We start from the raw sequence: 24,384 nt of genomic DNA on the forward strand, positions 1-24,384 counted from the left end.
GAGCACCACAATTGCTCTGTTTTACGATATTCAATACGAACCGCCGGAATAGCGCCATATTCTCGACCGCATCCTCCATCGCTATCCTGGAAGCATCCTCGTTGAACACCACATCAAGAATGTAATGCTGGCTGTTCTCTATCCGCCAGTGCTGCCGTATATAGTGCCCTAGCAGCTTGTGCTTGGGGGATAACGAGCTGACATAGTAAGAGGTATCTACCGTTCCTTTTCCGTTGGCGCTGCGGTGACGCTCAACGGCAATGATGCTGCGGATTGTCGGCCATTTCTCCGTCAACTCTGGCGGTAATTTGGCTTTTAATTGAAACACATAACGCTCTTCCTGGCGGCCATGTCCACTCTCTTTGTGCTCGACGACAATCTTCTCTTTCTGGGCGTCAAACAGTGACTGGAATTGCGATTGAACCGCTTGATACAGCTTCGGTTGATTATTCTTGACCTGTACCACTACATGAGCCTTCTTCTCGCTGATTTTCTCCAGTGTCTCACGCTGACAATGCAACGCATCGAGTGTGACAACGGCTCCTTTTAGCTCAAGAATGTCCAGCATATCTTTGACGGTTTCGATTTCCCCCTTCTTGTTAGGGGTTGCTTTCTGGCTTAACACCAGCCCATTTTCGGTATCGTAAGCCGTGACCAACTGAAGCGCATCCTTGGCATTTCCCCGAAAGGAGCCGCGTAACACCTTGCCATCAAAGGCAATGATGGGTTTGCCCTGATGAGTGCGCTGTTCATTGACCCAGCACAGCAACGCTTCAAGCAAGGTATCGATGACAATGCAGCGCAGAATGCGGGCAACCGTGTGACGCCGCGGGATGCCGTTGGCAAAGGGGCGATGCTGACGGAGCCAATCGATCTTTGAATCGCCATAGGTTTCGATGTCATTCCAGCCCTCGGCACCACTCATGATGGCACTGATGACAAGGAACATGACATCAACCAGGTTATGTTTACGATTGATCTCAGAGCGAGTTTCTTCGACAAGGGTAAGGTGTTCAATCAACGTCATAGCGCGTGCCTCCTGCATGGAGACGCGATTAGATCACAGACGATCTGCCTGTTCAAATTTCATTAACAAAGTGCGATCCCGCCCTGGCCGGTCACCCACCCTCCGGTCGCCACGGCCAGTCGTGCCTGCTATGGCGACGATCAACCCGCCTGCAACCTGCGCATCTATCAGGTAATGGTGGAGTCGTTTGCCGATGGTGACGGCACTGCCAACTACGGCGTCGGCTATGGCCCCTCCCAGCACAACGGCGATCTGCAGGGGATCATCGACAGTCTCGACCACATCAAGAGTCTCAACGTCAACGCCATCTGGCTCACCCCGGTGTTCGACTCCTGCGCGGGGCAAGGCGGCGATAACAAGCTCGATGCCACCGGCTACTTCGCCTGCGACTTTTTCACCGTGGATCCCAACTTTGGCAGCAATGCCAAGCTCAAACAGCTGGTGGACGGGGCGCACCAGCGCGGCTTCTATGTTTTCCTCGACGGGGTGTTTGGCCACGTCAACAAGGTGGGGGTGAGCAAGCCCTCGCCAGAGGGGCGTCTGCCAGCCCTCACCAGCGGCGGTGCGGGTTATCCCGGCCAGCTGGTGGATTACAGCAAGCCGGAGAGCCTCGCCTACTTCAAGGAGGTGGCCCGCTATTGGGTCGAGCAGTACGGCATCGACGGCTGGCGCCTCGATCAGGCCTATCAGCTTGGGCTGGATGATTGGCGCGCCATTCGCAGCGATGTGGAGCAGGCCAGCGCAGCGCGCAAGGCCGCCGGGCAGCAGTGGGGCACCCTTGGCTACATGGTGGGCGAGGTGTGGAAGGGGGCTGACGATATTCGCGCTCAGGCTTATGGCAGCAGCGACAATCCGGCGCTCTCCTCGGCCTTTGACTTCCCGTTGCGCTACGGCATCGTGCAGGCGCTGGCGGTGGAGGAGTCCGGCAAGGGCGGGCAGGGGGCCAGCGTGCTCGATGCCAGCTGGAACAAGGTGGAGAACTACCCGAATCACGCCATGCCAAACCTGATGCTGGGCAACCACGATTTGGTGCGTTTTGGTGATTTGCTGGAGCGCGGCAACTTTAAATCGACCGAGTACTGGCAGCGCCACAAGGCGGCCTTCAGCTTTATGGCGGCTCGCTCCGGCCCGATTACCTTCTACTATGGCGAGGAGTTTGGCGACGAGGTGCCGGGCTTTGCTGCCAAGGTCGGCGGTGACTGTGCGGCGCAGGGCTTGTGCGACGATCATGTGGCCCGCAGCGACGGCAAGGTGCCCGCTGTCACCGGTTTTGTGCCGGGTAGCGAACAGGCTGAGTTGAAAGAGTGGCTGGCCCAGCTGCTGGCGATGCGCGCCGCCCAGCCCGCGCTCTATCAGGGAGAGCGAGTCAAACTGGTGGCCGAGGGCAGTCTCTATGGTGACATCAAGCAGACGGCGGGGGAGCAGATAGTCTACCTGCTCAACCTCTCCACCACGGCGCTCAGCTACAACCTGCCTACGGGCAAACTGCGCAGTGGCAGCGCGCTGGTGGATCTGCAGAGCGGGGAGAGTCTGGCCATTGGCGGCAGCAGTGTGACGGTGGAGATACCGCCCTTGAGCGGGCGTTTCCTGCGTCTGCAATAAGTCAGCCACAGCACGCTTTGATATGAGAGAGGGCCCCATCGCGGGGCCCTCTCTGTCATTGTGGGCGACAAAGTCATGGCGGGGTTATGCGGTGCTCTGGCCCCGGTTTTCCAGCCGCTGACGGAAGGCGCGGGCCAGTCGCTCGTAGAGATCCTGCGCCTCCTTGTCTTCGATATCGCCGCGGATCCAGGGGTTGTCGACGATCTCCAGCAGCACGCAGTCACGCCCTTGCTGGCGCAAATCGAGCCCGTAGAGGCCATTGCCGAGCTGATGGACGGCGCGGCGGGCGGTCTGCAGCACCCGCTCCGGCACTTCGTTGAGCGGCAGCGCCTCGATGCGGCTCATGTCGAGGGGGTGCTTGCGCCGGCGGATGCGGTTGCCGGGCTCGGGCCGGTAGCGGCGACAGGCAAACAACGGCGAGCCGTCGAGAAAGCCGATGCGCCAGTCAAACTCGGCGGGGATCCGGCTCTGCACCAGCAGCAGGGCGGAGCGGGCCAGCCCCTCGTCCAGCAGGCGGGCCAGCTGCTGCTCGTCGCTGGCCATGGCGAGATCGCGCCCCTGCGCCCCGTCGGGCACCTTCACCATCAGCGGCAGGCCGAGCCGTTGCACCAGCTCGTCCACATGGTGGCGGCCGCGGCGGGTCACCACCATGGTGGGCGGCATGGGCACGCCGCTGCGCACCATCAGCTCGTAGAGGTAGAGCTTGTTGCTGCAGGCGAGGATGGCGCGGGAGCTGTCGATCACCGGCATCTTCAGTTGCTCGGCACGGTGGGCAAATTCGAAGGTGTAGTGGCCGACCGCAGTTTCGGCACGCAGCCAGAGGGTATCGAACTCCGGTAGCCGCTCGATGGCCGATGGTGGCAGGATCTCGGCACGGATGCCCTGGGCGGCGGCAGCCCGGATAAAGCGCTCCAGCGCCAACCCGTCACTGCTGGCACGGCCGTCATCCGGGTCGACCAGAATGGCGAGCTGATAGAGCGGCGCCGCCTGCTCCTCGTCACCTGTCCCCACCAGTGCCTGAGCGTGGTGCAGCATCAACTCCTTCTCGCTTGGGCTCAGCTCCAGCGGCGACAGGCTCTGCTGCTGGCGCACCGACCAGCCGTGGCGGCCGCGCTTGAGGGTCAGCTCCTGCAGCGGCAACTGGCTGAGGCCATAGTAGTAGCGGGCCAGCCCCGCCAGCTCGCTCTGTTCACACTGGCCGAAGATGGCGCGCACTCTAATCCGATCCTCGCTCTGCTGGGCCAGCCATCCCTGCGCCTTGCGCCACAGCTTGGCCGGTGGCTGCTGGGGTTGCAGTCGGCTGATGGCTTGCAGACCCGGCAGGCAGTGGTGGCCGCGGGCCTGGGCCAGCAGCGAGCAGTAGTAGCCTGCGCTCAGGTGCTCCAGATTGCGGCAGAGGTTGATGATGCGGGGTCGGCCGCCGGTGGTCGGTACGCCATGTTGCAGATAGGTGCGGGCGGTCAGCAGATAATCGGCATGGCAAGGCCAGTCGCCCAGCTCTTCGACGATGACATAGGTACTCATATTTTCGGCTCCACAGATCAGACTGCCTGAACAGGCAGGATCCCCAGTGGGCTTCGATGCACCGACAAGCACGACAATGGCGCGAGGGGAAACAAGAGGTTACAGTGCCTAATATGACGCCTTGGTAACTTGTGATACAAGTCGCATTTTTGGTGCTGAGGATAAATAACCGAACAAGGACTCCCCGTGTTGACCGTACGTGCGGCCCGAACCGATGATCTGGGCGCCATCGTTAATCTGGAACGCTACTGTTTTCCTCCCGAAGTCGCCTTTGGCCGCAGCCGCTGGCACTATCTGCTGGCCCACGCCAAGGGGCGCACCCTGTTGCTGCTGGACGAGAAACATCAGCTGATGGGCTATCTCTGCCTGCTGGAGCACAGAGGCTGGGATCGGCTGGTCATTCAGGCGCTGGCCATCCGCTGGACAGTGCGTCGTCTGGGCTGGGCCCGCCGTCTGCTGGAGCAGGTGATCCGCGAGGGCAAGGCCGCTGGCTGGGGGGCGATTCGCCTCGAAGTGGGGGACGCCAACGAAGAGGCGCTGGCGCTCTATCAGGGATTGGGATTTCGCCCCCAGCAGCGGCTGGCGGACTACTATGGCCGCGACCAGCACGCCCACCGGCTGGTGCTGCCGCTGGTGAGCGACGAGGAGCGTGAGCGGCGCAGAGTGGCTCGCACTCAGGCGCGCAAGCCCTCTGCACAGGCCAACTGATCATGTTGAACGAGCAGAATAGAGGAGCAGGATGAGCTGCGACAACTGTCTTGCCACCGCCATCAGGGCCAAGCTGGGGCGCTGTCCGGTCTGCGCCGGCCAGACCTTCGTCATCGGCCTGATTGGCTGGCTGGTCTGGTGGTGGTGCGGCGCCGACACCTCGGTCAACGCCCTCACCGGCCTGCTGTTTGCGCTGGGTGGCTCGGGCCTGTTGCTGCTCCATCTGGTGGTATTTGTCTGGCGCAAGGCGACCGGACGTGAATTGAGCGATGAATGAATCTGAATAGATTCAAACAGATAAATAACAATATCGGTGTAGATATGGAGGTTCAGATGATTGCAATGGTAACGGGCGCCTCGTCCGGTTTTGGTGAGTCCATCAGCCGCCAGCTGGTGCAGGCGGGCTACAAGGTGATCGGCACCGGTCGCCGCGCCGAGCGGCTGGCTGCGCTGGCTGACGAGCTGGGCGAGCAGTTCCTGCCGCTGGCGTTCGACGTGCAGGACAAGGCGGCCACCCGCGCCGCCATCGCCGGCCTGCCAGCCGCCTGGAGCGAGGTGGATCTGCTGGTCAACAACGCCGGTCTGGCGCTGGGGTTGGAGCCGGCCCACAAGGCGGATCTTGAAGATTGGGAGCAGATGATCGCCACCAACATCAGCGGTCTGACCCTGCTCACCCGATTGCTACTGCCGGGCATGGTGGCGCGCAATCGCGGCCATGTCATCAATATCGGCTCCATCGCGGGTACCTACCCCTATCCGGGCGGTAACGTCTACGGCGCCACCAAGGCGTTCGTGAAGCAGTTCAGCCTCAACCTGCGCGCTGATCTGGCGGGTACCGCCATCCGCGTCACCAACGTGGAGCCGGGCCTGTGCGGCGGCACCGAGTTCTCCAACGTGCGCTTCCACGGTGACGATGCCAAGGCGGCCTCCGTCTATCAGGGGGTGGAGGCGATCCAGCCGGAAGATATCGCCAATACCGTGCTCTGGGTGAGTCAGCAACCGGCCCACGTCAACATCAACAGCATCGAGATCATGCCGGTGGCCCAGACCTTCGGCCCGCTCAATATCAGCCGCCGCTGATTGCTGCATTGGCTGAAACAAAAGAGGCTCCCGTGGGAGCCTCTTTGCATTGGCGAGCCGGTCACAGGCTCATGATCTTCTTGAACTCCTCCGGCGAATACTTCTTCTCGCTGCGCTTGGTGAGATCCGTCATCAGCTTGTAGCGCAGTTCTTTGGCCATCTGATAGGTCTGCTCCAACTGGCCATAGGAGTAGTCGGCGGCCAGCCCGATGGCGGTAGCCTTGTCGCTGGCGTAGGCCTGCTTCAGGCTCTTGTCGAGGATGGCGACCTCCTTATAGAGCTTGTTGCTCTCCTTGCTCCAGACGCCGCGCAGCAGCGGCAGGTACTTGTCCGGATCGGCGCTGGCCAGCGCGGTCAGGCTGCGGAACTGCCAGTAGGCGGAATCATCGGAGTAGCTGTCGTTGCCGGTGCGATAGGGCAGGGGATAGTTTTCCAGGGTGTTGTAGAGCGGCACCATCACAGATTCGGCCAGCACGCCATAGCTCTGCCAGATCAATCCCTGCAGCTCTTTGGGCATCTCCTTGCGCAGCTGGATGACGTGGGATTCCAGCTGGCGATCGACGCGGATCGGCCGCTCCGCCTTGCCCGCGAGCGGCGTACCGTCATAGGTGGCGCTCAGCACCATGGCCACGTCCGGCACGGCGATGGGGGCATCCGGCTTCATAAAGAGCGGATATTGCGCCTGCCGGGTCGCCTGTTTGTGGGAGGCCGTCAGCATGTTCTGGCCGAGCCACTCCCGATCCACGTTGTAGGGATCGGCAATCACCCCGAACGCCTTGGCGAAGTTGAAATCGTTCGGGTCGGCGTTATCCAGCGGTTTGTGCTCGCGCACGAACTCCAGCAGCTTGGGCGAGTGCAGCACATCGGCGCTGTCGAGATTGACGCCGTGAATGCGCAGGCCGTTGGCCACCATGGCGTAGCTGTCGTCCGGCACCCGCACCGCAATCCAGTGGTGGCCGGAGCCGATCTCCATCAGCCAGGCCTCGTTCACATCCGCCAGATAGAGGCTGTTGCCCTCACCGGCGCCATATTGCTCCACATAGCGGCCGAGCAGCTCGACCCCCTCTTTGGCCGTTTTGGCCTGCGGCAGGATCAGGGTGGGGATGATGGCTTCAATCACTCCCTTCTCGATCAGCGGATCGGCTTTTTGGGCCTTGTCGTTGACCTCGGCACTGGTGGTGGCCGAAATGGCGACGTTGAACTCGTTGATGCCGCGCTCCTCGTAATACTTGCCGTCCGGGTCGCTGGCTGTGGCATCCCAGTCACGAATGGCTGAGTAGGCGAAAAACGCCTTGGGCATCGGCACTTCCAGCCCGTTACCCAGTTTCCAGACCTTGCCCTCGTTCTGCTGCGCGGGCCGGAAGGCGAGGTACTTGTTCCAGTTGTTGACGCCAAAATCCTCGTTTCTGGCGATCATCACGCTGCCATCGGCACTGGCGCCCTTGCCGACGATAAGGCCGGTACAGGCGTCGGCACTGGTGCCAAGCAGGGTGAGCAGGGTGGCGGAGAGAAGACTCAAGGTGTGTTTTTTCATAGTTATGCCCGAAAGGTTGAGGTGAGTGAGAGTCAGACGAGGGATGAGGTGCGGGGAGGCTGCAACTCCGAACTGGCAGCGGAGTGAGCTCGGCAGATTGGTCTGCCTGTTATTGGTTTGACGAACAGATCATCCATGACACGGCTGGCTGGTTGCGATGTGCACCAAAATTGTATTCCTGAGTGGTTGTTTGTTTTGTGATCGACGGAGCGTTCCTGCGGTTTATAGGGTGCCGCGTTTTTGAGGCAGCGGTATGTGTCGGAAATCGGGGTAAAAGCAGCGGATGAGTCATGATTCTGACGCTGTATCGGGGCTGTATCGGGGCTGTAACCGCTGCCAGGCTTGCCAGCGCGGGGATCTCGCCCAATCTGACAAGTTGGCCTGTAACTTGCTGGTTTTATTGTCAAAGGTGGGGCCAGACCCCATAGCGCCGCATTCAGTCGGCCCGCTCCGGCGGGTCGGCACACAGAACGGGAGTCTTCATGGATATCAAACCCTACAGCCAGCAGCTTGCCCAGAGCGCCTCCAACAACCGCGCCCTCGCCACCCTAAACAGTGCCGGTAGCGGTGGTCAGGGTGGTGGCTGGGAGGAGATGGTCAGCCTCTCCACCCAGCGCATGACCGGTCAGGCCCAGCAGGTGCTCACCTATGAACATCTGGCCAAGAACAGCAAGCTGCCGCCGGCGCTGGATATGGGCTCCGACAAGGGGGGCGTGGTGCAGCAGCTGGTGGACAAGGCACTCGGGTTTGATCGCAAGAAATTCAACGAAATAGAAGACAAACTCAAGGCTATCGCCGACAACAAGAAGCTGACGCCGGAAGAGCGGGCCGAGCAGAGCAAGCCGCTCAACGAGCAGAAAGATGCGATGCTGAAAGAGGCAATGGATCGCCTGACCGGCAAGAAGAGCTCATCCAAAGATGAGGCCAAAACCGCCTGATCCCGTCACTGTTGTGAGAGATGCCCGGTCGGCACCGATGGGCCAGTGTCGACCGCCGATGGGCAAGCTTCTGCCACCTCTTTTGACCTCACCTCCCCACAGGCGCACAATGTCCGCGCATTGAGCCAGTCGAGGAGTCCGCCGTGTACAACTTCCAATATGCCAATCCGACCCGTATCTGTTTCGGCGAGGGGCAGATCGCCAGCCTGCCCGAACTGATCCCGCCCGGCTGCCGGCTTCTGGTGCTCTACGGCGGTGGCAGCATCAAGCAAAACGGCGTCTATGAGCAGCTGACCCGGGCGCTGGAAGGGGTGATGTGGCAGGAGTTTTCCGGCATCGGCGCCAATCCCAGATACGAACTGTTGATGGAGGCGGTGGCGCAGGTTAAACGCGATCGCATCGACTTCTTGCTAGCCGTCGGCGGCGGCTCGGTAGTGGATGGCACCAAGTTTGTTGCGGCCGCCGCCTGCTACGAGGGGGATGATCCCTGGGATATCTGCGGCAAGCAGGCGAGTGTACACAAGGCGCTGCCGATGGGCTGTGTGCTGACCCTGCCAGCGACCGGCTCCGAAAGCAATCCCACCTCGGTGGTGAGCCGGGGGGATGTGAAGATCTCCTTCAGAAGCCCGCTGGTGCAGCCGCAATTTGCGGTGCTCGATCCGGCGACCACCTACAGTCTGCCGCCTCGCCAGACCGGCAATGGAGTGGTGGATGCCTTCGTCCATATTGCCGAGCAGTACCTCACCTTTCCTGTGGGAGGCGAGGTACAGGATCGGCTGGCGGAAGGTTTGCTGCAGGTGCTGGTGGAGAACGGCCCCAGGGCGCTGGCGGAGCCGACCAACTATCAGGTACGGGCCAATCTGATGTGGGCCGCCAGTCTGGCGCTCAACGGCCTTATCGGTTGCGGGGTGCCGCAGGATTGGGCCTCTCACTCCATCGGTCATCAGCTTACGGCGCTTTACGGGCTCGACCACGGCCAGAGTCTGGCCGTGGTGCTCCCTTCGCTGCTCCGTGAGCGGGCGAGTCAGAAGCAGGACAAGCTGGCGCAGTTTGCCGAACGGGTGTGGCATTCGACCCGTGAGGACAAGGCCCTGCGTATCGAGGAGGCAATCATCCGCACCGAGCAGTTCTTCCAGAAGATGGGACTGGGGACCCGGCTTGCCGACTATGGCCTCAGCGAAAGTTGCATTCCGGCGGTCTGCTCCAACCTCAAGCGGGTGGGGCGCACCGCGCTCGGTGAGCTGCAGGATATCGATCCGGATCGGGTGGCACGCATTCTCGCTCGGGCGCTATAAGTCGGCGCCGGTTTGTTTCCCTGGCTGATGTATTTTCCCAATTAAAGAGGGCCGCTTTTTGCGGCCCTCTTGTATGACGGGTTAGCCGATCACTCGGTGCGTGCCTTCAGATAACCGGCGTAATCCGGGATCTGTACGCTGAACGCTTGCCGCATATGGGGGCTGTCCATGATGAAGTCGGCGGTCGCTTCGTTGGTGGCGACCGGGATGTTCCACACCGCAGCCAGCCGCAGCAACGCCTTCACGTCCGGATCGTGCGGCACCGCATTGAGGGGATCCCAGAAGAAGATCAGCACGTCAATCTTCCCTTCGGCGATCAGGGCGCCGAGCTGCTGGTCACCCCCCATGGGGCCGGAGAAGAGGCAGGTGATGGGCAGTTGTGCCTTCTTGCCGAGCATGGTGCCGGTGGTGCCGGTTGCATAGAGGTGGTGGAGCTTGAGCTCCTCCTTGCGGCGCATCACCCAGTTCAGCAGAGGGGTCTTCATGTTGTCGTGAGCCACCAGTGCCACCCGTTTGTGGGGCGCCATCTCGCGTGCAATCTGTTCCATGGAAATCGTCCGTAGCATTGTTATTGGAAGAGAGCCGTATCCTAATCGAAAGCCATGACAGATGCTGTGTCGGGCGTATTAACTGTGATCCTGTCGAAAAGTTTTCGGGTCATGCGACTCAAATATGGCGGCCCAAATAAAGAGACCCGCGCTGGCGGGTCTCTTTATTTGCTGGCCTGCTGGCTCAGGAGCCGTGGTGCAGTTGCGACTGCTGGTAGTTCTCCAGCCCGATGCGATCGATAAGATCGAGCTGGGTCTCCAGCCAGTCCACGTGCTCCTCTTCATCCTCCAGGATCTCCTGGAACAGGTCGCGGCTGATGTAGTCTTGCACCGACTCGGCGTAGGCGATGGCTACCTTGAGGTCTGGGATGGCATCCATCTCCAGCGACAGGTCGCAGCGCAGCATCTCTTCGACGGTCTCGCCGATGCGCAGCTTGCCCAGATCCTGCAAATTGGGCAGCCCTTCGAGAAACAGCACGCGTTTGACCAGCTCGTCGGCGTGTTTCATCTCATCGATGGACTCGTGATACTCCTTGTGCCCGAGCGCCTTGAGGCCCCAGTCATCGTAGATGCGGGCATGCAGGAAGTATTGGTTGATGGCAATCAGCTCATTGGCCAGCACCTTGTTGAGGTGGGCAATGATCTTGGGATCTCCTTTCATCGACAGTGCTCCTTGGTTCGTGCCTGAGGCTTAGATCGTTAGAGCTTAGTCCAGAAAAGTGACAACAAGAGGTCTGGCGAGCCAGCTCGCCTGAGAAAAGGGGTGACCCTGTTGGCGGGTCGCATCAGAAAAGAGGTGTCCGGATCAGGCCACTTCGTAGTAGAGCACGGGTTGCTCCTGCTCCATCTTGTCGAGCTCGGCGGCAATGATCTCCATGGTCATGCGCACGCATTTGCCACATTGGGCGCCCACCTCGAGCGACTGCTTGAGCTGGCGGAATTCGCTTTTACCTGACTGCACCGCTTTGCGGATCTGGGTATCTGTGATGCCGCGGCACAAACAGACGTACATGATGGTCACCTCTTGTGGAATGAGATGAAATCTAAATGAGAATGGTTCGTAGTGCAAATAACCATTGGTAATAAGATCCCCTGCTTGCCACTGTGTAACCCCTTGGGGACAATGCTGGCAACCAGAGGAGATCACCATGCTCAAGAAACTGTTCAGCGCCCTGTTCGGGGGCGAGCCGACCAAGGCGCCGGAAGTCACTCCCACCGAATATGCCGGCTATCTCATCTATCCGGAACCCATGGCCGAAGGTGGCCAGTACCGACTGGCAGGGCGGATCACCAAGGAGCTGGACGGCGTGTTGCAAACTCACCGTTTCATCCGCTCCGATCTGTTTGCCAATCCGGCCGATGCCGAGCGTTTCATGGTGCAGAAGGCCCACACCTTTATCGATCAGATGGGGGATCGCATGTTCGAGCCCCGCAAACCGGCTGACAGCCAAGCTTCATGACACTGCAAGAGGTCACCCTGCTGCGTGAGGCGCTGGCCCGCGCCGGTGAGCGGCGCCTGATCTGGCTGGAGGGGGAGGAGGCCGAGTGCATTGCCCGCGCCCAATCCCTGCTCGGTGAGACCGTTTTTTGGCTGGGTGCCGGGCCCGAGTGTTATGCCCCTCAACCCGCTGCCAAGGCGCTGCAGCGGCTCGGTCAGGAGTGCGACACGCTGGTATTCAACGCCTTCAGCGGCTTTCACCCCGATGCCTTCGGGGCGCTGGCGGGCACTCTATGCGCCGGTGGCTTGCTGTTGCTGCTGACCCCGCCAAGAGTAGAGTGGCCTGCATGGCCGGATCCTGACCGGATCCGGCTGGTGGCCCAGCCGGAAGAGGCGAGCCGGGCCGGCCACGGCTTTATCGCCCGACTGGTTCGGTTGCTGGAAGGTGATCCAGCCCTCTCTCTGGAGCCGCCGGTTTGCTCGCAGCCGTGGCAACCGATTGGGCCCGAACGCAGGCTGAGCTGCGATCAGGCACGGGCACTACCCGCCATCCACAAGGTGTTGCACGGTCATCGCCGCCGGCCGCTGGTGCTGAGTGCCGACCGCGGCCGAGGCAAGAGTGCGCTGCTGGGGCTGGCCGCCGCCGAGCTGCTGCGCCAGCAACCCGGGCTGAACATAGTGGCGACGGCCCCCTCGCAGGCAACGGTAGCGACCCTGTTTGCCCACGCTGCTAGCGGGCTAGATACCACACCTGAACAGCTGAGCGGGCTGAGCTACTGTTCGCCGGATCGGCTGGTGCATGAGGCGATGAATCCCGATCTGCTGCTGGTGGATGAAGCGGCCGCCATTCCGACCCCGCTGCTCGAAGCCATGCTGGCCCGCCACAGCCGCATCGTGTTTGCCACTACCGAGCACGGTTACGAAGGGACGGGGCGCGGTTTTCACCTGCGCTTCAAGCGGGTGCTTGATAGCCAGACGCCGGAGTGGCAGGAGATCCACCTCTCTGAGCCCATTCGCTGGAGTAAGCGCGATCCGCTGGAGCCGCTGATTTTCCGCCTGCTCGGCCTCAATGCCGAAGTGGCGGTGCCTATGCCGCTGACCAGCCCGAGCTGGCGTCTGGTCAGTCAAGAGGCGCTGGCGAGCGATGAGACATTGCTCAACCAGCTGTTCGGCTTGCTGGTGCTGGCTCACTACCAGACTACGCCGAGCGATCTCAGATCCCTGCTGGAGAGCCCGGATCTCGACATCCATCTGCTGGAGCAGGATGCGAGCCTGCTGGGTGTGGCGCTAGTGGCGCGGGAAGGGGAGATAGAGCCCGAACTGGCCGAGGCGATCTGGGCCGGTCGCCGCCGTCCGCGCGGCCATCTGCTGCCCCAGTCGCTGCTGGCCCACGCCGGTTTCAAAACGGCGGGGGGGCGCAGCTACGCCCGGGTGATGCGTATCGCCATCCATCCCGAGCTACACCGACACGGGTTGGGATCGCTACTGCTTGGCAGGCTTGAAGAGCATTATCGTCAGGCGGGGATCGATTACCTTGGCTCGGCTTTTTCGGCCAGCGCCGACCTGCTCCCTTTCTGGCGCAAGGCAGGACTGACGGTGCTGCGCATCGGCCTGCAGCGGGATGCCGCCAGCGGCTGCCACGCAGCCCTGCTGCTAAAGGCGCTGAAACCCGAACATGAGCCCGAGTTGGATCAGTGGCAGCAGCGTTTCATTCGCCAGTTGCCGACCCTGCTGGCAGGTGAGCTGAAAGGATTGGATCCCGAGTTGGTATGGCAATGCCTGCAAGGCAGCACCGTCACCGCGCCGGAGCTTGGCGAGTACGAGCGCGATGAGGTTGAGTGCTTTGCCCTGCATCACAAGCCGTTCGAACTGAGCCAATCCAGCTTGCAGCTGTGGCTGGCGCGCCATCTGGCTGTGCTGGCTTCGCTGACCCCTGACGAGCGTTATCTGCTGATCGCAGCCATCTGGCTATATGCCGACTGGGGAATGCTGGCCGCGAGGTTGCAACTGGCGGGGAAGCCCGCCGTGATCAAGAGGTTGCGGGCGCTGCTGGCGCGTCTCTTGAGTTCCCCTACCACTCGATAGGTTTGCCCTGCCAGTCGAGAAAGCTCAACTCGCCATCCGGTTGCAGCCGGTTCATCAGGTTAATCAGATGGTCGGCTACCAGCTCGGGACTCTGCACATTTCCCGCTGGTACATTGGCGTGAAACGGGCGGGAGAGTTGGGTATCCAAGGTGCCGGGGTGGAAGGCCAGCAATTTGACGCCTGGGGCCCGCCGGGCCAGCTCGATGGCGGCACACCTGAGCAGCATGTTGAGGGCTGCCTTGGATGCACGATAGCCATACCAGCCGCCCGCTCGGTTGTCGCCAATGCTGCCGACACGAGCGCTGAGAACGGCCAAAGTGCAAGGCTCGCGGCCAAACAGCGGCAACAACTGGCTGATCCAGCGCAGCGGCAGTAGGGCGTTGGTCTGGTAGAGGCGGGTCATGGCATCGAGATTGATTGCTTCGAGCCGCTTCTCTGGCTGGATCTCCCCCTGATGCAGTATGCCGTTGCAGATCACCACCCTGTGCGGTCTCGGTGCCAACTCCGCGATGCGGGCCACCACTTCTGTCATCTGCTCATCGCTGTAGTCACAACATAGCCAGTGCAAGGCCGGCGAAGAGGCCCCTGCTGGTGCGGGCTGACGACTGATGGCAATCACTGGCCCGACACCCGCCGCCAACCAGTGTGTCACCAGAGCCGCCCCGATACCGCCAGAAGCGCCAATCACGACAATGCCTTCACTCATCTCAGGCTCCTTGTGAGTACATGATGGATTTCACCATCCGCCAATGTTGTCCTGATTGGCAGATACGATCCCGCCAGCCTGCGGGATCAAGCGGTTAAGGCTGCAATCTTGCCGAGATCCGAGCCGTTGGGTGAATTCCATTCCTATACTGAGGGAAAACCGCAGCGGTCTGCTGCCCGCGCAACCAGAATGAGAGTCACCATGATGTCCAAAGATGGGGAAGAGCGTAAATCTATCCTGACCGAAAGTGGCACCAACGAGCTTGAGATCATCGAGTTTCACCTCAAGAAGCAGCTACCGGACGGCCGTGAAAAAACCGCTTATTACGGGATCAACGTCGCCAAGGTGCGCGAGGTGATCCGGGTGCCGGAGACCACAGATTACCCCAATGCCCAGCGCCATATGGTGGGGGTCTTCTCCCTGCGGGATCGCCTCATCCCGCTGGTGGATCTGGCGGGCTGGCTCGGCATCAAGACCAACCCCGACCCCAGCCACAAGGTGGTGATCGTCACCGACTTCAACAAGATGGCCAACGGTTTTCTGATCGACAGTGTCAGCAGGATCCATCGGGTCTCCTGGGAGGATGTGGAGTCCCCCAGCCAGTTTCTGGAAGCGGGGGAGAACGACTGCGTGGTGGCCGTGGTCAGGCGTGATGGTAACCTCATCATGATCCTCGATTTCGAGAAGATCATCGCCGATATCAACCCCGAGCTCAGCATGGAGAAGTACGACGTCACCCAGGACCGCAAGGTGCTCATCGACGACCGCATGATGGCGCTGCGCCAGGGAAAAACCATTCTGGTGGTGGACGACTCGGCCTTTATCCGCAAGATGATCGAGACCACCCTGCGCACCGCTGGCTACAACGTGATCACGGCCAAGGACGGGGGAGAGGGGCTGGAGATGATGACGGATTTCGATCGTCTGGCCCAGGAGGAGAGAATGCCGGTGACCGGCTTCGTCAATGCGGTGATCACCGATGTGGAGATGCCGCGCATGGATGGTATGCACCTGCTCAAGCGGCTGCGGGATACCCCCTCCTACAAGGAGATGCCCATCGTGATGTTTTCCTCCCTGATGAGCGATGACAACCGCCAGAAAGCGCTGCAACTGGGGGCCAACGATACCATCACCAAGCCCGAGATAGGGCGCATGGTAGGCATGATGGACCATATGCTGCTGGGGATCGTCCCGCCTTCGCCAGCCAACAACATGTGACCTGCCGTTAACTTGCAATTAGCCGGTCGAATTCACTGACCGGTGCCTCAAGCGGCCACTCCTTGCCAAGGAGTGGCCGCGCTGTTTTGGCTGTTTGCTGCGATCCCGACGTCCCTTGTCTCCTGGATATGATTCATGTAATGATAATTATTATCATTTGTTGGTGTGAAGCATATGACAGCAACCTGGGTGAAGGGGTGGGTCGAGTCGACCGAAGGCGGCAGCAGCATGAGTCACTGGAAACAGCAGACCCGAGAGGGTAACCGGCTGTTTGATTGTGGCAAGTATCATCAGGCGCTGGCTCATTATCAGCAGGCGCTCTGGCTGGCTCGTCAGCAATTGGTGCAGTGGCATGACGCCGATGAGGCGGTGGCTGCGCTGGTTGTGGCTCACCACAATCTGGCGGATCTGCTGGTGGCCATGACTCTGCCCGATCGCGCCGCCGACCTGCTCTGCTATGTGCACGACTGCCTGCTGGCGACCTGTCACTCCCCCGCTTGCTCCTCTCGCCTGCGAGAGGCGGCTTTGCGCCATACCCGCACAACCCGTGCCGAGTTGCTGACGTTCGTACAGCGCCACGGCAGCCACGCCGGGATCATGCGTTCGCTCGGTCACTGCCTGTGTCAGAGCGAGCCCTCATCCCGGCTCCATTAATCCGAACAGAGGTCATCATGAGACATACCCTGCCAGCCCTGAACTATGCCTACGACGCACTGGAACCCCATATCGATGCACTGACCATGGAGATCCACCATAGCCGTCATCACCAGACCTATATCAACAACCTCAACGCCGCATTGGAAACGGCGCCCGAGCTGGCCGCACTGCCGGTAGAGGAGCTGCTGCGCCGCTTCGATACTTTGCCCGCCACCTTGCAGGGGGCAGTACGCAACCATGGCGGCGGTCATGCCAACCACTCCCTGTTCTGGCTGGTGATGAGCCCGCAGGGGGGCGGTGAGCCGGGTGGTGAGCTGGCTCTGGCCATCGAGCGGGAATTGGGGGGATTCGATGCCTTCAAGCAGGCCTTCACTCAGGCTGCCCTGAGCCGCTTTGGTAGCGGCTGGGCCTGGCTGGTGGTGGACAAGGCGGGCAGATTGCAGGTGGAGAGCAGTGCCAATCAGGATAGTCCCCTGATGCATGGCCATACCCCGATCCTGGGGCTGGATGTGTGGGAGCACGCCTACTATCTCAAGTACCAGAACAAGCGTCCTGACTATATCGCAGCCTTCTATCAGGTGGTGGATTGGGCCGAAGTGGCCCGCCGCTATCAGGCGGCGCGAGGCTGATCTGGCCGCTGGGTATGGGGGGGCAGGCTCACCGCCACAACCCGCGCTGTAATAACAAGACCCGCCAGTTGGCGGGTCGTCTGTTTATGGTGTGGCAGTGCTGACGCTGGCGGCTGAAGGGGTCATCGGCAATGTGGGCAAGGCCGTGCTGGGCATCTCGGCGGCGGTTTCTGCCGCGGATTTGGTGGGAGTGACCGGCTCAGTCGTTGCCGCAGCGGATAAAGCTAGCGTGACTTGTTCCGTCACGGCCGAGGCTGATGGAGTAGCAGACTCGGTGGCAACCGCGGCAGAGACTGCCGCTGGCTTTGCCTCATCCACAGCCGGTTTGGGCTGTTTGAGGCAGGGTTGCAGGCTGCCGATGGTGCTCAGTGACTGGCAAGGCACAGGCAGACCGATGGGGACCGGTGCCCCGAGAAACTTGGGCCCCTTGTCCAGTACATAGAGGTCGAGCAACCCCATCAGGCGGGCAAAGACTTCCCGCACCCGGGTGCGGATCCCCTGATAGGCGCTGGGGTCCTCGGCATTGAAGCCGACCGCATCGATACCGAAATGGCGGGCGATGAAAATGGCCCGCTCGTTATGAAAGCCCTGGGAGACCACGGTAAAGCGCTCCTGGCCGAACACCTCCTTGGCGCGAACCACTGAGTCGAGGGTGCGGAATCCGGCGAAATCCATATAGATGGCGGAGGCGGGGATGCCCGCCTTGATCAGGGCGCGGCGCATCTGGCGTGGCTCGTTGTACTGCACGGTGGCGTTGTCACCGGAGACGATGATGAAGTCCACCTTGGCATTGTTATAGAGCTCGGCCGCCGCCTTGATACGGTATTTGAAGTAGTGGTTGGGGCCGCCACCGGAGAGATATTTGGAGGTACCCAGCACCACCGCAACCCGGTTGTAGGGCACCTTGTCTACCTGATCGTAGGTGTAGTGACGGGCATCCGAGACGATCCACTCGCTGTAGCCCAGCAGCATGGCAATCAGGGCCAGCAGCAAAACGAGGCAGGCGAGGAGGATCTTGGCAAACTTCTTCATGCGCGGTGCGGTCAGGGTCTGAAGTTGGGAGTGGCTATCGGCATTCTATTACAACTCGGCCGCTGGCGTCAGGCTTGATAACGGGCGGGCACCTCATTCGGGCAGAGGTTGTCGCAGCAGAGGCTGGGAGAGCGGGGGGTAAAGCGAGGGGCAGCGGTGGCAGCCCCTCTGGTCGGTGAAGGTTTATCAGTGGGCGGAGTCATTGCCCTTGCAGGCGTCTGACTCCTTGTTGGCTTGCCACCAGGGCAGCAGATCCCGAGCGAGCCACGCCTGATAGGCGTCGCTGTCGTTGGCGATCAGCCGGTCCAGCTCCCCTTCGAAGTCGCTCATCGCCTGCTGCCGATCCGGATTGCGCAGCGCCTGTGCCAGCGCCAACCAGCTGGCGCCGCGACCGGTATCGTTGAGGAAGCGGTGCACGGTATAGGACCAGGAGTAGACCATCTCGCCACCCTGGTCGTAGTCAAGGTGGAGGATCGCCGCCAGTGTCGGACGCTGGTTGGCGGGGCGGTTTGCCACGTTATCCAGACCACGGGCAAAGCACTGGCCGTGGGCGATGTACTCTGCAATCCCCTCTGCCCACCAGGTAGTGCGGTTGAGCGGATAGTGGCCGAAGCTGCCGTACTGGTTAAAGCGGCCGTCGAGATAGTGAACGTACTCATGGCGCAGGTTCCACACCTGGAAGGCAGGGCGTTTCCACTCAGCCTCATAGGCGAAGAAGCGGGCCTGATTGCCGGGCCGAGCCGGATCCCCCTCGATATAGATGCCGCCATTGTCGGTGGATACACCAAACAGCGCGCTGCCGTAGCGGCCCCAGTCGGCGGAGGAGTTGAAGATCACCAGCTCCAGCGCCTCGTTGTGATCATCGGCCACCGGTTGCCAGCCAGTCTCCATCTGCTGGTGGAAGCGCAGCTCTTCATCACCCAGCTCGCGGCAGATCCCTTCGGCCTGAGCCTGAGTCAGATCCTGGGCGCGCAGACGCAGGGTGGGCGAGCAGGTGTGCTCGAACGGCAGAATATCTTCCATGCGGATCGGAGTACAAAGCCCGGCGAACTCGCCGCTGATACAGGCTTCGCTGGTGCGATCCGTGTAGGTGAGGTAGTAGCTGGAGAGGGTCAGGGAGACCTCTTCCAGCATGGCGGCCGGATGTTGGCCACCCGGGATCAACCCCTGCTGGCGCATGATGGCGATGACATCGCGATCCAGCTGTTGGCGATAGGCGATCGCCTTATCCGGGCTGGAGTGATGGAGGTAGCGCATCATCTGGTAGAGGCGGCTGTGGGCATCGAGGATGTTGTTGAAGATAAACAGATCCCGTGAGCCATCGCGCTGTTTCCAGAGGGCCAGCTCGCTCAGGCCCAGTTGCAGCAGGCTCTGGCGCAATGCCGCCTCCTGCTGCAGCACAGCTGCGCTGAAGTCAGCCTGCTGACCGTAAGAGGCGCTCTGATCGACCAGATTGAGCAGCTCGAACAGGCCATCGGCCCAGGGTTTGTGGCCATTGATCTGCGCCGCATGTTGCACCGCATAGCCGAGCGCCTGGTTGAGCTGGGCCAGCATGGGGGCGGCACTCTGGCGGAAGGCGGCTTGGCCAAGCTGTCCCTGCGCCGCTACGCTCCAGGCTTCCAGCACTGTGCCAGCCTGATCCTGCGGTTCAGCTCCCAGCAGCAATGGGTGGTTGAGCAGATCAATCATCACCCCGGCCAGTGCCCGGGCGACCTGATCACTCTCCTTGCCAACGCCGCCATGGTAGTTGTGGGCGCGCACATAGTAGAGCAGCTTGTCCATTGCCGGATGGGTCGGCTGGTTGGCCGCCAGCAGGGCACGCATGCCGCGCACCACCGCCATCAGCTTGGCATCATCGTGGCCGTAATCCGCCTGCCAGGCAGGACTGTTCTGGCCGCTCACGTCGGCCACCAGTTTGGCGGCATCGCTGTCGAGCAGATCCACATCGGGCTGCTCTGGCTCGGAGCAGAGACGACCGTTGGCGCGGCGGCACTCCAGCTGTTCCTCCTTGCTGGCTAGCACGATGGGGCGATTGAGCACCCGACTCTCCTGCCACTCTTTGCTCTCTGGCAGGGGTTGCCACTCGCCGCCGGCGACCGGGTATTGGTAGCCGCTATCTTGCAACGTTACCTGAACCTCGCTGCCAGCGGGGATCACCTGACGGCAGATGCGATAGCGGATGGTGTTGTTCCCCTCCTTGCGCTCCTGTGGCTCATCACACTCCTGCTGAGGCGTGAGTTGATCCAGCTGCCACTGATAGCGGCGCCAGACGTGGATCTCGCTGACCTGAGCGGCCGCCTGACTGCCTGCCACCGGTTGCAGACGGAAGAAGATCTGCTCCAACCGGCCATCCCGCTCACTCGGGGTCTCTTCAAGTACCTGCAACTGCTGCCAATCCTGCGGTTGATAGTGCCACTCCGACTCGGCGCAGTGACCTTGTGCGTTGAGTTCGCAGCGATCCAGCTCCCTTTCGCTCTGACCCAGGATGATGGCTTGTGGCAGTGGCAGACGATCCTGGCGCTGGGCGGTCGGCGTGCCCGCCAGCTGCTCCCAGCGACCCTGCTTGAGGCCATAACCAAAGTCATAACTGCTGGCCGGGATCAGCTTGCCCGCAGGAATCCGATCTTCACAGCGCACGAAGCGGATCTGCCAGCCCGCATCTACCTTGAGCTGCGGCTCGCCACACTGTTGCTCGGCCAGTGCGGCGAGATCGCTGCTCTGCCAGTCGAAGCGACGGTAGACCCTAAGCTGCTGGTAAGGAGCATTGCTGCTACGCGCCTTGAGGTCGTAGGTGATCTCGGTGATGCGAGCGGCCAGTTGCCGGCTCGATTCGCCAGTCAGCTGATACTGTCGCCAGTCATTGGGGGAGTAGTTGGCTTGCGCCGAGGATGTCGCCAAAAGCAGGGGGCCTGCCAGCAGCAGCCACCCGGTACCTGAACGGTTCATTTTTATCCCTTTGTTGTTGTTTGTGTATTGTCTTGCGAGTAATCGCAAGGCAATTTAAACAGTTCCAAAGGGATATCAATTGCCAATTAAAAATCAGATAAATCAATAAGATGGTGGCTTTTTGAGTCTGATCGAATTATCGTGGGTTGGCGCCGCAGTGAGGACTCACATGTTTCTTTTTTGTTTTCAAAGAAGATCGGTAAATTGTGAGTCCGATCTCATTCAGCTTGTCGTGCCCGAGTGGTCTGTTGTCGGGCTACCTTGCCCAGCCGTTGGCGAGAGGGCTTGAGATTGCCGTCAAGATCGGGCCAGGGGAGCCAGTGGTCGGGCACCATAAAGCCGGGCAGGGTGTTGCGGATCCAGGCTGCCAGCACGGGGTAGGGGACCGGTTCGCCGTGCCAGTCGATAAAGGCGGCGGGGCGTTGCCCCCACTCGTCGCTCGGTACCGGCACCACCAGCGCCTGGGCTACAGCGGGATGATCTACCAGTCGCTGCTCGATGGTTTCGGGCTGGATGTTTTCGCCACCCGAGATGAAGAGGTTATCGAGCCGTCCCTCTACCAGCAGCTCCCCTGCCGCAGTGAACCTCCCCTTGTCGCGAGTATGAAACCAGCCTTCGCCATCGAGGGGCAGAGCCAGCTCGCCAGCCCGGTAGTAACCGGCAAACAGGGTGGCGCCGCGCACGCAGATCTCCTGCTCCTTGATGCACACTTCCCGTCCCGGTAGCGGTTTGCCAACTACGCCTGTATCGCCGGGTAACGCAGTGCAGACCTGACTACCCATCTCGGAGAGGCCATAGCTCACCTTGGGTTCGAGCCCCATGGCGCAGAGGCGCTTCACCAGCGGCTGCGGGATGGCGGCACCGCCGAGCAGCAGCTCGCGCAGGCGGGTACGGGCGGGATCAAAGCCCTCTGCCAGCAGGCGCCAGAGCTGGGTCGGCACCAGCGAGAGATGGGTGATGGGCTGGCGCTCCAGCCGCTCCTTGAGGGAGCGTTCACGTTGATCCAGCACCAGCGTGGCGCCCGCCAGAAAGACCCGAAACAGGATGGCGTAGCCGCCGACATGGAACAGCGGCAGGGAGAGCAGCCAGCCGCAGGCATCATCGAGGGGAATGAGGGTGGCAGAGCCGCGCGCCGAGGCAAGGTGGTTGCAGAGCCGGTGCACCACAGCTTTCGGCGTACCGCTGGAGCCGGAGGTGAGGATCATGTTGTTGAGCTGGGTCGATGCCAGCGGCCACGCTTCCTCTCTTGCCGGCAGTTCGCGTGTGAAGTCGAGCTGCAAGGGCTGCCAGTTGCCTGCCGGGATCTCCCCTGCCGACCAGAAGGCATCGGCATCCAGTTGTACAGCCAGCTCACGCTGCTTTTCGAGAGGAAAGGCGGGATTGAGCGGGCAGAACACCACGCCGCTGCGCACGCAGGCCCACGCCAGCAGCACATCTTCCAGCGCACCGCGCACCACTGCTGTCAGATGATCGCCACGACGCACTCCGGCTTTTTCCAGCTGTTGGCACAGGCTGTTGAGGCGGGCATCGAGTTTGCGGTAACTGAGAGGCGAGGCGGTGTGGATGGCAATGCGGTTCGGGGCTGAGATTGCCCGGTGGCGTACCGGGCAAGGTGTCTGTTCGGGTGAACGGGAGGGGTCAATCACGGTAATACAGTTGCTCCAGTCGACTCAGATCCGGTTTGCCATCTTTCCCCAGCAGGTTGCCTGCCATCCAGCGGCGGGTATCCAGACCCGGCGCCTGTTCGGGAGCCCATTCGCCAGCCAGATGAAACAGCTGGTTCAGGCCCAGATCCGATTCGAAGCAGGAGGAGATGATCACCTTGAGCCGCAGTTCGCGGGCGCGGGCGATCAGCGCTTCGCAGTTGGCGAGTGAACCGAGCAGGGTAGGCTTGAGCACCAGCGCGCGCAGTTGCGGGATCGGCTCCCACGGCTTGCCTTGTGCCAGCAGTTCGTCCAGCGCCACCGGCATGCCGGTGCGGTTGGCGACAAAGGCGATGTCGGCAAAGTCGGCGCAGGGGTCTTCCAGATACTCGATGCGATTCGGGTCGAGGTGGCCGCAGAAGGTCCACGCCTCCTCGCGAGTCCAGCCCTGGTTGGCATCCAGCACCAGCTTGAGGGAGGGAAGGCGGTCGCACAGCAGGCGGATCAGCGCCAGCTCGTCACGCATCGGGTAGCGCGCCACCTTCAGCTTGGCCTTGCCAGGAGTGCGGTGCAGCCACTCTTTCCAGTTGCGCAGCAGCTCCTGGGGGGAGCCTTGAATGAGGGGATAGGGCTCCGGCAGCGGGTTGCGCTGCTCCGGCCATGTCCGGCGCGCGCAGTCGAGGCCAAATTGCACCGACGGCAGCACGGGGTTCGGGGTGTCGCCAGCGGCCAAGGTTGCCAGCGTGGCAAGGGCTTCTGCCTCTGCCTGTTGCAGGGTCTCTTTCGAGAAGCCGGGCAGGGGGGCAATTTCCCCCCAGCCGTCGTTGATGCGCACCAACAGCCCTTCTCGCGCCACCTCCACCTTGCCGTGAAAGGTCAGTGGCTGGGTAAAAGGCAGTTGATAGCGATACAGGGCTAGTGTCATCAGGGGTTCCGCTTGTATTTGGAGAAGTCGGGGCGACGCTTTTCGTTGAAGGCGTTACGGCCTTCCTGACCCTCTTCGGTCATGTAGAACAGCATGGTGGCATTGCCCGCCAGCTCCTGCAAGCCCGCCTGACCATCACAGTCAGCGTTGAGGGCGGCTTTCAGGCAGCGCAGCGCCATCGGGCTGTTTTGCAGCATTTCACGGCACCAGCGCACGGTTTCGCGCTCCAGATCCGCCAGCGGCACGACGGTGTTGACCAGACCCATGTCGAGGGCTTGCTGGGCATCGTACATGCGGCAGAGGAACCAGATTTCGCGGGCTTTCTTCTGGCCGACGATACGAGCCATGTAGGAAGCACCCCAACCGCCATCGAAGGAGCCCACTTTCGGGCCGGTCTGGCCAAACTGGGCGTTGTCGGCGGCGATGGTCAGGTCACACATCATGTGCAGCACGTGGCCGCCACCGACCGCGTAACCGGCCACCATGGCAACCACAGGTTTCGGACAGGTGCGGATGTCGCGCTGGAAGTCGAGCACATTGAGGTGGTGAGTCCCCTCGTCATCCCGGTATCCACCGTAGTCGCCACGGATCTTCTGGTCGCCGCCGGCGCAGAAGGCTTTCTCGCCAAAACCGGTCAGGATGATGGTGCCGATCTGATCGTCATAACGGGCATCGGCCAGCGCCTGCAGCATCTCTTTGACGGTGCGGGGACGGAAGGCGTTGCGCACCTGGGGACGGTTGATGGTGATCTTGGCAATACCATCGTTGGACTTGTGATAGAGGATGTCCTCGTAACCGGCGGAGCAATCCTGCCACTCAACCGGAGCGTACAGTTCAGCTTCCGTCATT

Annotated in this window: 22 protein-coding genes and 1 pseudogene; 11 read left to right on the forward strand and 12 right to left on the reverse strand. The window is 61.4% G+C overall.

The genetic code is table 11. From position 1 onward, the window contains the following. On the reverse strand, positions 1-1,027 hold a 1,027-nt coding region (locus AB5Y90_RS14085; protein ID WP_368166602.1), incomplete at its 3' end, for an ISAs1-like element ISAs1 family transposase. An 87-nt stretch (positions 1,028-1,114) separates the two neighbouring features. On the opposite strand from AB5Y90_RS14085, the pseudogene AB5Y90_RS14090 reads away from it, so the two are divergent. After that, positions 1,115-2,629 (forward strand): annotated as a pseudogene (locus tag AB5Y90_RS14090) (alpha-amylase family glycosyl hydrolase); the annotation flags it as partial. Positions 2,630-2,713: 84 nt separating this feature from the next. Here the strand turns inward: AB5Y90_RS14090 and AB5Y90_RS14095 are convergent. Beyond that, on the reverse strand, positions 2,714-4,153 hold the full coding sequence (locus tag AB5Y90_RS14095; RefSeq protein WP_307896166.1) for a RimK family protein: 1,440 nt from the start codon (positions 4,151-4,153) through the stop codon (positions 2,714-2,716). A gap of 186 nt (positions 4,154-4,339) precedes the next feature. Here AB5Y90_RS14095 and AB5Y90_RS14100 point away from each other — a divergent pair, with 186 nt between their 5' ends. The 3 genes from AB5Y90_RS14100 to AB5Y90_RS14110 are packed head-to-tail and all read left to right on the forward strand — an operon-like array spanning position 4,340 to position 5,941. Further along, positions 4,340-4,861 carry a GNAT family N-acetyltransferase gene (locus AB5Y90_RS14100; RefSeq protein WP_005363198.1) on the forward strand — a complete coding sequence of 174 codons (522 nt, stop codon included), beginning with the start codon at positions 4,340-4,342 and terminating at the stop codon, positions 4,859-4,861. A gap of 31 nt (positions 4,862-4,892) precedes the next feature. Next, positions 4,893-5,138, forward strand: a complete 246-nt coding sequence (locus tag AB5Y90_RS14105; RefSeq protein WP_005363187.1) for a DUF3624 domain-containing protein — start codon at positions 4,893-4,895, stop codon at positions 5,136-5,138. A gap of 56 nt (positions 5,139-5,194) precedes the next feature. Continuing rightward, positions 5,195-5,941: an SDR family oxidoreductase gene (locus AB5Y90_RS14110; RefSeq protein WP_005335978.1), complete on the forward strand. Its 747-nt coding sequence runs from the start codon at positions 5,195-5,197 to the stop codon at positions 5,939-5,941. A 61-nt stretch (positions 5,942-6,002) separates the two neighbouring features. On the opposite strand, the gene AB5Y90_RS14115 is transcribed toward AB5Y90_RS14110, so the two are convergent. Then, positions 6,003-7,475 carry a C69 family dipeptidase gene (locus tag AB5Y90_RS14115; RefSeq protein WP_368167032.1) on the reverse strand — a complete coding sequence of 491 codons (1,473 nt, stop codon included), beginning with the start codon at positions 7,473-7,475 and terminating at the stop codon, positions 6,003-6,005. 482 nt (positions 7,476-7,957) lie between these two features. Between AB5Y90_RS14115 and AB5Y90_RS14120 the strand changes: the two genes are divergently transcribed. Further along, positions 7,958-8,413, forward strand: coding sequence for a hypothetical protein (locus AB5Y90_RS14120; protein WP_279500819.1), 456 nt, complete (start codon positions 7,958-7,960; stop codon positions 8,411-8,413). A gap of 143 nt (positions 8,414-8,556) precedes the next feature. After that, entirely contained in the window at positions 8,557-9,708 is a 1,152-nt protein-coding gene (locus AB5Y90_RS14125; RefSeq protein ID WP_307896169.1) for an iron-containing alcohol dehydrogenase, read from the forward strand. 89 nt (positions 9,709-9,797) lie between these two features. On the opposite strand, the gene AB5Y90_RS14130 is transcribed toward AB5Y90_RS14125, so the two are convergent. The 3 genes from AB5Y90_RS14130 to AB5Y90_RS14140 form a co-directional block, all read right to left on the reverse strand. Further along, positions 9,798-10,256, reverse strand: a complete 459-nt coding sequence (locus AB5Y90_RS14130) for a methylglyoxal synthase (protein WP_005363178.1) — start codon at positions 10,254-10,256, stop codon at positions 9,798-9,800. A 184-nt stretch (positions 10,257-10,440) separates the two neighbouring features. Then, positions 10,441-10,917, reverse strand: coding sequence for a bacterioferritin (bfr, locus tag AB5Y90_RS14135; RefSeq protein ID WP_005354959.1), 477 nt, complete (start codon positions 10,915-10,917; stop codon positions 10,441-10,443). A gap of 144 nt (positions 10,918-11,061) precedes the next feature. Beyond that, the gene (locus tag AB5Y90_RS14140; protein WP_005335965.1) at positions 11,062-11,268 is read right to left on the reverse strand and encodes a bacterioferritin-associated ferredoxin; all 207 of its coding nucleotides are present in this window, start codon (positions 11,266-11,268) and stop codon (positions 11,062-11,064) included. Positions 11,269-11,404: 136 nt separating this feature from the next. Between AB5Y90_RS14140 and AB5Y90_RS14145 the strand changes: the two genes are divergently transcribed. Next, the gene (locus AB5Y90_RS14145; RefSeq protein WP_005354958.1) at positions 11,405-11,716 is read left to right on the forward strand and encodes an HlyU family transcriptional regulator; all 312 of its coding nucleotides are present in this window, start codon (positions 11,405-11,407) and stop codon (positions 11,714-11,716) included. Continuing rightward, entirely contained in the window at positions 11,713-13,779 is a 2,067-nt protein-coding gene (locus AB5Y90_RS14150) for a tRNA(Met) cytidine acetyltransferase TmcA (RefSeq protein WP_307896172.1), read from the forward strand. Before AB5Y90_RS14145 ends, AB5Y90_RS14150 begins: the two co-directional genes overlap by 4 nt. Here AB5Y90_RS14150 and AB5Y90_RS14155 read toward each other — a convergent pair. After that, complete coding sequence (locus tag AB5Y90_RS14155) at positions 13,766-14,485, reverse strand: SDR family NAD(P)-dependent oxidoreductase (RefSeq protein ID WP_307896174.1); 720 nt, start codon at positions 14,483-14,485, stop codon at positions 13,766-13,768. The two genes, AB5Y90_RS14150 and AB5Y90_RS14155, sit on opposite strands and share 14 nt — an antisense overlap. Before the next feature lie 201 nt (positions 14,486-14,686). Between AB5Y90_RS14155 and AB5Y90_RS14160 the strand changes: the two genes are divergently transcribed. The 3 genes from AB5Y90_RS14160 to AB5Y90_RS14170 all read left to right on the forward strand — a co-directional run bounded on the left by AB5Y90_RS14160 (position 14,687) and on the right by AB5Y90_RS14170 (position 16,989). After that, entirely contained in the window at positions 14,687-15,703 is a 1,017-nt protein-coding gene (locus AB5Y90_RS14160; RefSeq protein ID WP_307896176.1) for a chemotaxis protein, read from the forward strand. A 174-nt stretch (positions 15,704-15,877) separates the two neighbouring features. After that, positions 15,878-16,357, forward strand: coding sequence for a hypothetical protein (locus AB5Y90_RS14165; RefSeq protein WP_005341499.1), 480 nt, complete (start codon positions 15,878-15,880; stop codon positions 16,355-16,357). Between the two features lie 17 nt (positions 16,358-16,374). Next, positions 16,375-16,989: a superoxide dismutase gene (locus tag AB5Y90_RS14170; protein WP_368167035.1), complete on the forward strand. Its 615-nt coding sequence runs from the start codon at positions 16,375-16,377 to the stop codon at positions 16,987-16,989. An 84-nt stretch (positions 16,990-17,073) separates the two neighbouring features. Here the strand turns inward: AB5Y90_RS14170 and AB5Y90_RS14175 are convergent, their stop codons facing one another. The 5 genes from AB5Y90_RS14175 to menB all read right to left on the reverse strand — a co-directional run bounded on the left by AB5Y90_RS14175 (position 17,074) and on the right by menB (position 24,383). Then, entirely contained in the window at positions 17,074-18,021 is a 948-nt protein-coding gene (locus AB5Y90_RS14175; protein WP_307896179.1) for a vancomycin high temperature exclusion protein, read from the reverse strand. A 186-nt stretch (positions 18,022-18,207) separates the two neighbouring features. Next, the gene (locus AB5Y90_RS14180; RefSeq protein ID WP_307896180.1) at positions 18,208-20,967 is read right to left on the reverse strand and encodes a collagenase; all 2,760 of its coding nucleotides are present in this window, start codon (positions 20,965-20,967) and stop codon (positions 18,208-18,210) included. Between the two features lie 218 nt (positions 20,968-21,185). Further along, positions 21,186-22,613: an o-succinylbenzoate--CoA ligase gene (gene menE, locus AB5Y90_RS14185; protein WP_307896181.1), complete on the reverse strand. Its 1,428-nt coding sequence runs from the start codon at positions 22,611-22,613 to the stop codon at positions 21,186-21,188. After that, positions 22,606-23,535, reverse strand: a complete 930-nt coding sequence (gene menC, locus AB5Y90_RS14190; protein WP_127006041.1) for an o-succinylbenzoate synthase — start codon at positions 23,533-23,535, stop codon at positions 22,606-22,608. Before menC ends, menE begins: the two co-directional genes overlap by 8 nt. Then, positions 23,535-24,383: a 1,4-dihydroxy-2-naphthoyl-CoA synthase gene (menB, locus tag AB5Y90_RS14195; protein ID WP_197724797.1), complete on the reverse strand. Its 849-nt coding sequence runs from the start codon at positions 24,381-24,383 to the stop codon at positions 23,535-23,537. The genes menC and menB overlap by 1 nt, the downstream gene beginning before the upstream one ends. Position 24,384: the final 1 nt, after the last annotated feature.

The organism is Aeromonas sp. R4-1 (assembly GCF_040908325.1).
GTDB lineage: Bacteria > Pseudomonadota > Gammaproteobacteria > Enterobacterales > Aeromonadaceae > Aeromonas > Aeromonas veronii.